The sequence below is a fragment of the Rhodovulum steppense genome, assembly GCF_004339675.1.
Taxonomy (GTDB): Bacteria; Pseudomonadota; Alphaproteobacteria; order Rhodobacterales; family Rhodobacteraceae; genus Rhodovulum; species Rhodovulum steppense.
Genome location: NZ_SLVM01000037.1, coordinates 18,545 through 30,788 on the forward strand (window position 1 = coordinate 18,545; position 12,244 = coordinate 30,788).

A 12,244-nucleotide genomic window follows, 5' to 3' on the forward strand; every position below is an offset into this window, starting at 1 on the left:
CGAGCCCGCCCCCATGGCCCCGATGACCGCCCCCCTGCCGCTGACCCGCGACCTCGTGCTGATCGGCGGCGGGCATGCCCACGCGCTGGTCGCCCGCGCCTGGGGCATGGCCCCCGTGCCGGGCGTGCGGCTGACGCTGATCAATCCCGGCCCCACGGCTCCCTATTCGGGGATGCTGCCGGGGCTGATCGCGGGCCATTACACGCGCGCGCAGCTGGAAATCGACCTTGTGCCGCTGGCGGCGCATGCGGGCGCGCGGCTGGTGATCGGCCGCGCCGAGGGGATCGACCGCGCCGCCCGCCTGATCCATGTGCCCGGCCGCCCGCCGATCCGCTATGACCTTGCCTCCATCGACATCGGCATCACCTCGGACCTGCCCGACCTGCCCGGCTTTGCCGCGCATGCGGTGCCCGCGAAACCGCTGGGCGCCTTCGCCGAGGCGTGGGAGCGGTTCGTCGCCCGCGCGCGGGCGGGCGAGGTGGCGCCGCTGGTCGCGGTGATCGGCGCGGGCGTCGCGGGGGTTGAACTGGCGCTGGCCGCGCGCCACCGGCTGGCACAGGCCGGGCTTGCGCCGCAGGTCACGCTGATCGACGCGGCCCCGGATGTGCTGCGCGACGTGCGCCCGGGCGCCCGGGCCGCGCTGATGGACCAGATCGCGGGGCAGGGGGTGAACCTGCGCACCGGCGCCCCCGTCGCAAGGATCGCGGCCGAGGGCGTCGTTCTTCAGGGCGGCGACACCATCCCCGCGCATCTCGTGATCGGGGCGGCGGGGGCGCGGCCGCAGGGCTGGCTGGCCGCGACCGGGCTGGATCTGACCGACGGCTTCGTGACGGTCGACCGGTTCCTGCGGTCTGTCACCGACCCGGCGATCTTCGCGGTCGGCGACTGCGCGCATCTTGCGCATGCGCCGCGCCCCAAGGCCGGGGTCTACGCGGTGCGGCAGGCCCCGGTCCTGCTGGCGAACCTGCGCGCGGCCGCGACGGGCGGACGGCCAGGGCCCTATCACCCGCAGAAGGATTACCTCAAGCTGATCTCGATGGGCGGCAAGCGCGCCGCCGCCGACCGGCTGGATGCCCGGATCGAGGGCGGCTGGGTCTGGCGCTGGAAGGACCATATCGACCGCAAGTTCATGCGCCGTTTCCATCACCTGCCGCCCATGGGACAGCCCCCCCGCATCCCGCGCGGCGCGGCGCTGGGTGTCGCCGACCTTGTCGGGGGGCAACCGCCCTGCGGCGGCTGCGCGGCCAAGCCCGGCGCGGCGGCGCTGGCCCAGGCCCTTGCCGATCTCGCCCCGCCCGCCCGGCCGGACGTGCTGCGCGGGGCGGGCGACGATGCGGCGATCCTGGCCCATGGCGCGGGGGCGCAGGTCTTCACCACCGACCATCTGCGCGCCGTGACCGAAGACCCCCATGTGATGGCGCGCATCGCCGCGACCCACGCGCTGGGCGATATCTGGGCGATGGGCGCCAGCCCGCAGGCCGCCCTTGCAACCGTGATCCTGCCGCGCATGGCCGAGCCGATGCAGGCGGCAACGCTGCGCGAGATCCTCGCCGGTGCGCAGGAGGTGCTGCGCGCCGCGGGCGCCGACCTGGCCGGCGGGCACAGCTCGACCGGGGCCGACCTGACGATCGGCTTCGCGCTGACCGGGCTGGTCGCGGGCAGGCCGCTGGGCCTTGACGGCGCGCAGCCGGGCGACGCGCTGATCCTGACGAAACCCCTCGGCTCCGGCACCATCCTTGCCGCCGCGATGCAGGGCAAGGCCACGGGGCCGGAGCTTCTGGCCGCGCTGGAGATGATGCAGCAGGGGCAGGGCCAGGCCGCCGCCCGGCTGGCCGACCCGGCCCATGCGATGACCGATGTCACCGGCTACGGCCTGGCCGGGCACCTCCTGTCGATGCTGCGCGCCTCGGGCGTGGGGGCGGCGCTGGATCTGGACGCCCTGCCCCTTATGGCGGGGGCGCTGCGGCTCTCGGCCCTCGGCATCCGCTCGACGCTCTACCCGCAGAATGCCGCGCTGGCCTCGGGCATCGAGGGGGCGGACCCGGCCGACCCGCGCACGGCCCTGCTGTTCGATCCGCAGACCGCGGGCGGGCTTCTGGCCGCGCTGCCCGAGGCCGCGGCCGCCGGGTTGCTGGATGCGCTGGGCGCGGGGGCGGCGCGGATCGGCACCGTCACCGCGGGCGCGCCGCGGATCAGCCTGGGCTGAGCGCCGCGACCGCCGCCACGACCTGCGGCAGCGCCGCCGCCAGCCCGTCCGCGTCCAGCCGGTCCAGCCGGACCCGGTGCAGCGGCCGATCCTCGAACCGGGCACGCTGGAGCGCGTAAAGCGGATCGTAATGCTCTGCCATCAGCCCGGCGGCCAGCGCCTCGAACGCCCCCGCCTCGGCCAGCGCCCCCCAGGCCTCGATCCGCTCGCGCGGGTGGCGGGCGGACAGCGCCGCGACGGTCGCCATCAGCCGCGCGGGATCGGCAGTCAGGTCGCGGTAGCGCCGCGCAAGATAGCCCGCGCGCAGCTCCAGCGCCGCCGAAAGCTCGATCCGGGGCGCGGCCCGCATCGCCTCCCACAGGGCGGGCGGCAGGTTCAGCCGCCCGATCCGGCTCGATTCCGCCTCGACCACCACCGGGCGCGCCGGGTCCAGCCCATCCCGCGCCATCGCCAGCGCCGTCTCGAACGCCTTCTGCGCGGGCTGCCCGCCCGCCATCGCCCCGAACAGCGAGCCGCGATGGTTCGCCAGCCCCTCCAGGTCGATCACCTGCACCCCGGCTGCGGCCAGCAGCCCCAGGAACTCGGTCTTGGCGGTGCCGGTATTGCCGTCCAGCACCACCACCGGCGCAGGCCAGGGCGCATCGTAGAGCGCCCCCTGCACCAGCCGCCGGAAACTGCGCCAGCCGCCCTCGATCGTCTCGGCCCGCCAGCCGATCTGGCGCAGGATCAGCGCGAAACTGCCCGACCGCTGCCCGCCGCGCCAGCAATAGACCAGCGGGCGCCAGCCCTTGGGCCGGTCGGCCAGCGCCGTCTCGATGTGATGGGCCGCGTTGCGCGCGACCAGCGCCGCGCCGATCCTGCGCGCCGCGAACGGGCTTTGCTGCGTGTAGATCGTGCCGACGCGCGCGCGTTCCTCGTTCGACAGCACGGGCAGCGAGATCGCGCCGGGGATATGGTCCTCGGCATATTCGGCGGGGGACCGCACGTCGATGATCTCGTCGATATCGAGCGTGGCAAGATCGGACAATGCGGACAGCGTCAGCGGCATGGCGCCCTTCGATGCGGCGGGGAAAGGGTCAGGGCCGCACCAGGCACCCCGCGGGCGTCGCCGCCCGGCCGGTGGCGCGATAGGCGGCAAGGCCCAGATATTCGTGCAGCGCAATGTTGAAGTCCAGCAGGCTTTCGGCCGGTGCCCAGCGCAGCCCCGCGCCCGGACGGCTGCGGAAATCGACCGGATAGGGCGTCAATTCGCGCCAGCCCGCCGCGCAGAAGCTTTCCACCGCGCGCGGCATGTGAAAGGCGCTCGTCACCAGCAGCCATTGCCCCGGACGGTCCGGCGCCAACGCCCGGCCCAGCCGCGCATTCTCGGCCGTGTTGCGCGAGGCGCCTTCCAGGATCAGCCGCGCGGGATCCAGCCCCGCCCCGGTCAGCACGCGCCGCGCGACCTCGGCCTCGGGCAGGTCCGATCCGCCAAGCCGCCCGCTGCCCCCGGTGAACAGCACCACAGCCTCGGGATGCAGCCGCGCCAGTTCCAGCGCGGCGAAGAACCGCTCGCCCCCCTCGTTCAGCGAGGGCGGCCCCCAGGCCAGCGTGCCCGCCGGATCCTCAGCGCCGCCAAGGATCACGAGCCCCGCCACCGGCCCGGCCACCTCCGGCACGGGATGGCGGCCTTCGATCCCGCGCAGCAGCGCGTTGGACAGCGGGCTCAGCGCGATCACCGCCCCGCCCAGCGCCACGGCCGTCACCAGCCCGCGGCCAAGCTCGGGCCGTCCCGCCCACAGCGCCCAAAGCCCCGCCGCCAGCAGGATCAGCAGCACCGAGTCCGCGCGCAGAAGCCCCCAGACGATCTTCGAGGCGAAGAAGAACAGATCGTCCGGCAGGCTCTGGCCCATCCCCCTCAGCCCTCGAGCCCGAAGCCCTTGCGGCCGACCGCGACATGGGCCTCGAATCCCGCCTCGCGCACATCCTCGGGCGGGTAGACATTGCGCAGATCGGCCATCCTTGCATGCGCCATCCGCTGCGCCATCTGGCCCAGGTCAAGCCCGCGGAACTCGTTCCACTCGGTCAGGATCACCAGCGCATCGGCCCCTTCGGCCGCGGCATAGGGATCCTCGGCCCAGGTGACGCCGGGCAGCAGCGCCTCGCCCTCGCGTCGGCCCTGCGGATCGACCACGCGCACCCTGGCACCGCCGCCCACCAGCGCGGGCACGATGGTCAGCGCGGGCGCGTCGCGCATGTCGTCGGTATTGGGCTTGAAGGTGACGCCCAGCACCAGGATCGTCTTGCCGTTCACGGACCCGCCGCACAGGTCCACCACCTTGTCGATCATCCGCCGCTTGACCCGGTCATTGACCGCGATGACCGTCTCGGTGATCGCGCAGGGCGAGGCGAAATCCTGCCCGATCCGGGCCAGCGCCTGCGTATCCTTGGGAAAGCACGACCCGCCATAGCCGGGGCCTGCATGCAGGAACTTGTTTCCGATCCGGCCATCCAGCCCCATGCCCTTGGACACCGCCTTGATGTCGGCGCCGACCTTCTCGCACAGCATCGCCATCTCGTTGATGAAGGTGATCTTGGTCGCGAGAAAGGCGTTCGCAGCATACTTTATCATCTCGGCCGATTCGAGATCGGTATAGACGACGGGAAATTCGCGCAGGAACAGCGGGCGGTAGATATCGGCCATCACCTCCCGGGCGCGCTCGGTCTCGATGCCGACCACCACCCGGTCGGGCCGCATGAAATCGTCGATCGCCGCCCCCTCGCGCAGGAATTCGGGGTTCGAGGCGACATCGAACTCGGCCGCCGGATTGGCCGCCCGCACCGCGGCCGCGACCTGCCGGTTGGTGCCCACGGGCACGGTCGATTTGGTGACGATCACGGCATAGCCGGTCAGCGCGCGCCCGATCTCCTCGGCCGCGGCCATCACATAGGTCAGGTCCGCATGGCCATCGCCGCGCCGCGTCGGCGTGCCGACCGCGATGAAGACCGCATCCGCCCCGTCCACCGCCGCCGCCAGATCGCCGGTAAAGGTCAGCCGCCCCGCCGCCACGTTGCGCGCCATCACGGTATCAAGGCCGGGCTCGTAGATCGGCACCTCGCCGCGGTTCAGCATCTCGATCTTGCGCGGATCCTTGTCCACGCAGACGACCTCATGCCCGAAATCGGAGAAACACACCCCCGACACAAGGCCCACATAGCCCGTGCCGATCATCGCGATCTTCATCTCAAATCTCCCTGCCCTGGGGTTCGGCCAAGCCGATGCGACAGCAGGGCGGCCAAGTCAACTCGCCTTTGCCGATCCGCGCCGATCTGCCAGGCCGCTGTGACGAGGCTGCGGCAGCGAATTGACATTCGCGCGCCTGCCGCGGTTCATGGCCCTCTCGAAACCCCCTTGCCCCGGATGCCCATGCTGCCCGCGTTCCTGACCCTTGCCACCGGCGCCGCGGGTGCGGCGCTGGCCGCCCTGCTGGGCGTGCCCGCGCCCTTCCTGACCGGGCCCGCGCTCTGCGTGACGCTGCTGGCGCTGGCCGGGGCGCCGGTCGCGCTGCCCGTCTGGCTGCGCGATGGCTGCTTCCTGCTGATCGGGCTGAATATCGGCGCAGGCGTCACGCCCGAGGCGGTGGCGACCGCCGCGCGCTGGCCACTCAGCCTAGCCTTGCTGGCCCTCACGGTGCTCGCGATCATGGCGCTGGGCGCGCGGCTGCTGGTCTGGCGGTTTGGCTTCGACCGGATGAGCGCGCTTCTGGCCGCGACGCCGGGGCATCTCAGCTTCGTGCTCAGCCTGTCCTCGGATGTCCGCGCCGACCTGCCGCGGGTGACGCTGATCCAGACCATCCGGGTCCTGGCGCTGACCCTGATCGTGCCCTTCGCCGCGCCGCTGATCGGCGGCGGCGCCCTGCCCGTGCTGCCGCCCGGCCCCGAGGCGATGCCGCTGCCGGTGCTGGGGCTGGTGGTCGGGCTGGCCGTTCTGGCGGGGCTGCTGTTCCGCAGGCTTCGGGTGCCCGCGGCGCTGCTGTTCGGGGGCATGGCGGTCTCTGCGCTGGGCCATGCCAGCGGGGTCGTGTCGGGTGCGGTGCCCGCATGGCTGGCGATCCCGGCCTTCACGGTGATGGGCACGCTGATCGGCACGCGGTTTGCGGGCGTCACGCCGCGCATGGTCTGGCAGGCGCTGGGCGCCTCCGGCCTGCTGACCCTGTTCGCCGCCCTTCTCTCGCTGGCCGCCGCGGCGCTGGTGGCGGTGCTGCTCGACCTGCCGATGCTGACCGCGCTGATCGCCTTTGCCCCCGGCGGGCTGGAAACGATGATGGCCATGTCGCTCCTGCTGGGCGCGGACCCGGCCTTTGTCGCGGCGCATCATGTGTTCCGGCTGCTGGTGCTGACCGTGGCGCTGCCGCTGGCCGTCGCCCGGATCGGGGCGACGGCCGGGCGCGATGTCAGCCCACCACGTTGAACGCGGGGCCATAGGGATAGCCCGTGATGTTCTCGGCGCCGTCCTCGGTGACGATCAGGATGTCATGCTCGCGATAGCCGCCCGCGCCGGGCTTACCTTGCGGGATCGTCAGCATCGGCTCCATCGAGATCACCATGCCGGGCTCCAGCACCGTGTCGATATCCTCGCGCAGTTCCAGCCCGGCCTCGCGGCCATAGTAATGCGACAGCACGCCGAAGGAATGGCCATAGCCGAAGCTGCGATACTGCAACAGGCCCCGGTCTTCGAGGAAGGCATTGATCGCATGGGTCACCTCGGCGCAACTGGTGCCGGGTTTCAGCAGCGACATGCCATATTCATGCGCGGCGACATTGGCCTGCCAGATCTCCAGGCTGGCGGCATCCACCTCGCCCACGAACATCGTCCGTTCCAGCGCCGTGTAATAGCCCGAGATCATCGGAAAGGTGTTCAGCGACAGGATATCGCCCCGCCGCAACCGCCGCGCCGTCACCGGGTTATGCGCGCCATCGGTGTTCAGCCCCGACTGGAACCACACCCAGGTATCGCGATACTCGGCGTCGGGAAACCGCCGCGCGATTTCCAGTTCCATCGCGTCGCGCCCCGCCATCGCCACGTCGATTTCCCGCGTGCCCTCGCGCACCGCCTCGTGGATCGCGTAACCGCCCACATCCGCCACGGCCGCGCCCGCGCGGATCAGCGCGATCTCGGCCGGGCTCTTGCGCATCCGCTGCTGCATCGTGGCCGGGGCAAGGTCCACGCTCTCGCGCGGGCACAGGAAGGCATCCAGCTTGCCCTTCTGCCCCAGCGTCAGGTGGTCGCCCTCATGCCCCACCGCGCGGCCGGTGCCCGCCACATGCGCCACCGCGCGCCAGAAATTGTCCCGCGCCCAGTCGGTATAAGTCAGGTTGTCGGTGGCGCAGCGCCGCCAGGGCTGGCCCGCGTCGATGCCTGCGCTGATCGTCACCGCGTCCGAGGCGGTCACGACCAGCCCATAGGGCCGACCGAACGAGCAATAGAGAAAGCCCGAGTAATAGGCGATGTTCTGCATCGAGGTCAGCACCGCCACCTCGGCGCCGGTCGCATCCATCGCGGAGCGCAGGCCCATCAGGCGGGTGTCGTATTCGTCCTGCGAAAAGGGCAGGGCCACCTTGTCGCCATTGTGAAAGCGGAAAAAGTCGGGTCGGGTCATCGAAACCTCCGAGCGGTCGGCCCGGGGCTGCCGGGCCAAGTGGGGTCCCGGCGTTCAGGAAACGGGGCACGCGGCCCGGGCCATGGGGGCAAAGCCCCTGCGGCGACGCCATCGCCACGCGGCCCGGACGGACTATGCCGCGTGCCGCGCGCCCGGGCAAGCGCGCAGATCCGGCGGCGCGGACCGGCCGAAAAGGGGCTGCGCGCGCCGGGACATCGCTGTACCAAGGATCCGATGGCCGCCGCGCCGGACCTGAAGGTGCCCGCATGACAAACGACCTCCTCCGCGACCTCTGGTTTCCCACCGACCGCTGCGTCATCGCCGGGCACTGGACCCCGCCCCGGGGCGGCGAGACCCTGCCCATCGAGGATCCCTCGACCGGCGCGGAAATCGGCCGCATCGCACGGGGGCAGGCGGCCGATATCGACGCCGCCGTGATCGCCGCGCAGGACGCCCGCCGCGGCGCCTGGGGCCGGGCGACGGCGGCCGAACGCGGCCGGGTGCTGGCAAGGATCGGCCAGTTCGTGCGCGGCCGCGCCGACGAACTGGCGGGGATCGAGGCGACCGATGTCGGCAAGCCGCTCGCCCAGGCCCGCGCCGACGCGCTGGCGCTCGCGCGCTACATGGAATTCTACGCCGGCGCCGCCGACAAGGTGATGGGCCAGACCATCCCCTATCTGGAGGGCTACACCGTCTACACGCTCCGAGAACCGCATGGCGTGACCGCCCACATCATCCCCTGGAACTACCCGATGCAGATCATCGGCCGCTCGGTCGGGGCGGCGCTGGCGATGGGCAATGCCGTGGTGCTCAAACCCGCCGAGGAGGCCTGCCTGACCGCGCTGGCCTTCGCCCGCCTCGCCGAAGAGGCCGGCCTGCCGCCCGGCGCGCTGAACGTCGTCCCCGGCCTCGGCGAAGAGGCGGGCGCGGCGCTGGCGGGCCATCCGGGCGTCAACCACATCTCGTTCACGGGGTCCTTGAATGTCGGGCGGCTGGTGCAGGCGGCCGCCGCGCGGAACGTCGTGCCGGTCACGCTGGAACTGGGGGGCAAGTCGCCGCAGCTGGTCTTTGCCGATGCCGATCTCGACGCCGCGCTGCCCTTCCTCGTCAATGCGGGCATCCAGAACGCGGGCCAGACCTGTTCGGCCGCCTCGCGCATCCTGGTCCAGCGGCCCGTCTATGACGCGGTCCTCGCCCGGATGGCCGAACGCTACCGCGCGCTGAAGGTCGGCCCGGCGCTCGACAATCTCGACCTCGGCCCGCTGATCTCGGCCCGCCAGAAGCAGATCGTCCAGGGCTTCCTGGCCGAGGGCGCGGATCTCGAAACCGCCGCCGAAGGCACGATCCTCGGCACCGCGCCCGCGGGCGGCCACTATGTCGCCCCGCGCCTGCTGGCGAATGTGCCGCCCGCCCACCGCCTGGCGCAGGACGAGATCTTCGGCCCCGTTCAGGCGCTGATCCCCTTCGAGGACGAGGACGAGGCCACAGCCATCGCCAACGGCACCGCCTACGGCCTTGTCGCCGCGATCTGGTCGCGCGACGGCGCCCGGCAGATGCGGCTGGCACGCGCCTTGCGGGCCGGGCAGGTCTTCGTGAACAATTACGGCGCGGGCGGCGGCGTCGAACTGCCCTTCGGCGGCACCGGCCTGTCCGGCCATGGCCGCGAAAAGGGCTTCGAGGCGCTTTACGGGTTCTCGACGGTCAAGACGGTCGCCGCACGCCACGGCTGAGGGAGGACGGGATGCGACTGGACGGAAAGACCGCGATCGTCACGGGGGGCGGCTCGGGCTTCGGCGCGGGCATCGCGCGCAGGTTCGCGGCCGAAGGCGCGCGGGTCATGGTCGCCGATATCGACATGGGCGCGGCCGCGGCAATCGCGGACGAGATCGGCGGCCTCGCGCAAGCCGTGGACGTGGCCGACAACGCCGCGGTCGGCGCGATGGCCCATGCCGCGCTGGCCGCGTTCGGACGGCTCGACATCCTTGTGAACAATGCCGGGATCACCCACCTGCCCAAGCCGCTGGACGAGGTCACCGAGGACGAATTCGACCGCGTGCTGGCGGTCAACGCCAAGTCGGTCTTCCTGACCGCCCGCCACCTGGTCCCGCACATGAAGGGCAATGGCGCAGGCGCGATCCTGAACATCGCCTCGACCGCCGGCCTCTCGCCCCGGCCGCGGCTGAACTGGTACAACGCCTCCAAGGGCTGGATGATCACCGCGACCAAGGCGATGGCCGTCGAACTGGCCCCCCACGGCCTGCGGGTCAACGCGCTCTGCCCCGTCGCGGGCGAAACACCGCTGTTGAAAAGCTTCCTCGGCGAGGACAGCCCCGAGATGCGGGCGAAGTTCCTGTCGACGATCCCGCTGGGTCGGTTTTCGACCCCCGAGGACATGGGGAATGCCGCCTGTTTCCTGTGCTCGGACGAGGCGGCGATGATCACCGGCGTCGCGCTGGAGGTGGATGGCGGGCGCTGCATCTGAGGCCGGGCCGGGGGCGCTGCCCCCGGACCCCCGGGGTATTTTCGCCAAGAAGAAGCAGGGGGACGGGATGCGTCCGGGACACAGGAACCTGATTACCGATGTCGCCGGGCTGCGGGTCGGGCAGACCGAGGATGCGCGCGTCAGGACCGGCGTTTCGGTGCTGGTGGGGGAGGCGCCCTTTGTTGCCGGGGTGCATGTGATGGGCGGCGCGCCGGGCACGCGCGAGACCGACCTGCTGGCGCCCGACCGGCTGGTGCAGCGGGTGGATGCGCTGGTGCTGGCGGGGGGGTCGGCCTTCGGGCTGGAGGCCGCGTCGGGCGTGGCCGACGGTTTGCGCGCGATGGGGCGGGGCTTCGATGTGGGGGGGCAGCGCGTGCCGATCGTGCCCGGCGCGATCCTGTTCGACCTGCTCAATGGCGGCGACAAGGACTGGGCCGAGAACACCTATGGGCGGCTGGGGCGCGCGGCATTGGCGGCGGCGGGCGAGGATGTGGCGCTGGGCAGTGCGGGCGCCGGGTATGGGGCGACGACGGCGGATCTGAAGGGCGGCCTCGGCTCGGCCTCGGTCGTGCTGGACAGCGGGATCACGGTGGGCGCGCTGGTGGCGGTCAATGCGGTCGGCTCGGCGGTGATGGGGGGCGGGCCGGAATTCTGGGCGGCCCCCTGGGAGATCGGGGGCGAGTTCGGCGGGCTGGGGCAGGGGCGGCATGACCCGGCCGCGCGGCCCGTGACCAAGCTGGGCGCCGGGCAGGCCACCACCATCGCGATCCTCGCCACCGATGCCGCGCTGACCCAGGCGCAGGCGACGCGGCTGGCGATTGCCGCGCATGACGGCATCGCCCGCGCGCTGGTGCCGAGCCACACGCCGTTCGATGGCGATCTGGTCTTTGCCGCGGCGACGGGCGCGCGGGCGCTGGCCGATCCGGATCGCGACGCGCTGATGCTGGGGCATGCCGCCGCCTGTTGCCTGGCGCGGGCCATTGCGCGGGGGGTCTTTCACGCGCGCCCCGCGCCGGGCGATCCGCTGCCCTGCTGGCAGGCGCGGTTCGGCGGGGTTTGAGGCGCGCGCGCCGGGTGCTAGGCTTGCGCGGACCGAACCGAGGAGCTGCCCGATGAAACGCCTGATCGCCCTTGCCTGCCTTGCCCTGGCCCCCGCCCCCGCCCTGGCCGACGAGATCGTGGACACGCTGAACGGCGCCATCGCGGCCTATGAGGCGGGCGACGTGAAATACGCCCTCGAAGAACTGGCCTATGCAAGGCAGTTGCTTCAGTCGGTCGCGGCCGAGGGGCTGGCCGCCTTCCTGCCGCCCGCGCCCGAAGGCTGGACCCGCGAGGTCAATACCGGGATGAACCAGGGGCTGGCCCTCATGGGCGGCGGCAGCGGGGCCGAGGCGACCTATGCGGGCGGGGGCAAGTCCTTTACCCTGTCGGTGATGGCCGACAACCCGATGGTGGGGGCCATGGCCGCGATGTTCGGCAACCCGATGCTGATGGGCATGTCAGGCGAGATCGTCCGCGTCGGCCGACAGCGCTTCGTCGATCAGGAGGGCGAACTGACGGGGCTGGTGGACAACCGCATCCTGGTGCAGGCCAGCGGCGCCCCGCGCGAGGACATGCTGCCGGTGCTGGAGGCCATCGACTATGACGGGTTGGCAGGCTTCGGGCGGTAGGATTGGCCCGTCGGGGTGCAGGAGCCGGATTCCGAGGGCAAGGGAGAGCCGTTGACCGGGGACCGCTGGCGCGTCGGGTCCTCCCCGCGGGGAAGATCCGGTGTGGGGGTGGCAAGGGGTGAGGGGCCAGAGTGAAGGGAGCGGCGCACGCAACTAGGCTCAGGACTCGTTCTTGATCATAGCCAGAACAAGACGGTTGCGGCGAGCATGATCGCAGAGAAGAACGTTTCCGGGCACCGATCGTATC

At 71.9% G+C, this 12,244-nt stretch carries 10 protein-coding genes; 6 read left to right on the forward strand and 4 right to left on the reverse strand.

Annotated elements, in window-relative coordinates:
- Positions 1-13 precede the first annotated feature (13 nt).
- Complete coding sequence (gene selD, locus EV216_RS16965) at positions 14-2,206, forward strand: selenide, water dikinase SelD (RefSeq protein ID WP_243642121.1); 2,193 nt, start codon at positions 14-16, stop codon at positions 2,204-2,206.
- On the opposite strand, the gene mnmH is transcribed toward selD, so the two are convergent.
- Genes mnmH through EV216_RS16980 form a run of 3 tightly spaced genes read right to left on the reverse strand, consistent with a single transcriptional unit; the run spans position 2,193 to position 5,429 of the window.
- Positions 2,193-3,254: a tRNA 2-selenouridine(34) synthase MnmH gene (gene mnmH, locus EV216_RS16970; protein WP_132696883.1), complete on the reverse strand. Its 1,062-nt coding sequence runs from the start codon at positions 3,252-3,254 to the stop codon at positions 2,193-2,195. The two genes, selD and mnmH, sit on opposite strands and share 14 nt — an antisense overlap.
- Positions 3,255-3,282: 28 nt before the next feature.
- Positions 3,283-4,098 (reverse strand): YdcF family protein, encoded by an 816-nt coding sequence (locus tag EV216_RS16975; protein WP_132696885.1) that lies wholly within the window; start codon positions 4,096-4,098, stop codon positions 3,283-3,285.
- Between the two features lie 5 nt (positions 4,099-4,103).
- Entirely contained in the window at positions 4,104-5,429 is a 1,326-nt protein-coding gene (locus EV216_RS16980; RefSeq protein ID WP_132696886.1) for a UDP-glucose dehydrogenase family protein, read from the reverse strand.
- Between the two features lie 177 nt (positions 5,430-5,606).
- Between EV216_RS16980 and EV216_RS16985 the strand changes: the two genes are divergently transcribed.
- Positions 5,607-6,656 carry an AbrB family transcriptional regulator gene (locus tag EV216_RS16985; protein WP_165899314.1) on the forward strand — a complete coding sequence of 350 codons (1,050 nt, stop codon included), beginning with the start codon at positions 5,607-5,609 and terminating at the stop codon, positions 6,654-6,656.
- On the opposite strand, the gene EV216_RS16990 is transcribed toward EV216_RS16985, so the two are convergent.
- On the reverse strand, positions 6,640-7,845 hold the full coding sequence (locus EV216_RS16990) for a M24 family metallopeptidase (protein ID WP_132696890.1): 1,206 nt from the start codon (positions 7,843-7,845) through the stop codon (positions 6,640-6,642). The genes EV216_RS16985 and EV216_RS16990 overlap by 17 nt on opposite strands.
- Positions 7,846-8,111: 266 nt before the next feature.
- Here EV216_RS16990 and EV216_RS16995 point away from each other — a divergent pair, with 266 nt between their 5' ends.
- The 4 genes from EV216_RS16995 (at position 8,112) to EV216_RS17010 (ending at position 11,997) form a co-directional block, all read left to right on the forward strand.
- Positions 8,112-9,575 (forward strand): aldehyde dehydrogenase family protein, encoded by a 1,464-nt coding sequence (locus EV216_RS16995; protein WP_132696892.1) that lies wholly within the window; start codon positions 8,112-8,114, stop codon positions 9,573-9,575.
- A gap of 11 nt (positions 9,576-9,586) precedes the next feature.
- Positions 9,587-10,327 (forward strand): glucose 1-dehydrogenase, encoded by a 741-nt coding sequence (locus tag EV216_RS17000; protein WP_132696894.1) that lies wholly within the window; start codon positions 9,587-9,589, stop codon positions 10,325-10,327.
- Between the two features lie 67 nt (positions 10,328-10,394).
- Complete coding sequence (locus EV216_RS17005) at positions 10,395-11,387, forward strand: P1 family peptidase (RefSeq protein ID WP_132696896.1); 993 nt, start codon at positions 10,395-10,397, stop codon at positions 11,385-11,387.
- 52 nt (positions 11,388-11,439) lie between these two features.
- Entirely contained in the window at positions 11,440-11,997 is a 558-nt protein-coding gene (locus tag EV216_RS17010; protein WP_132696898.1) for a hypothetical protein, read from the forward strand.
- The last annotated feature ends 247 nt before the right edge of the window (positions 11,998-12,244 follow it).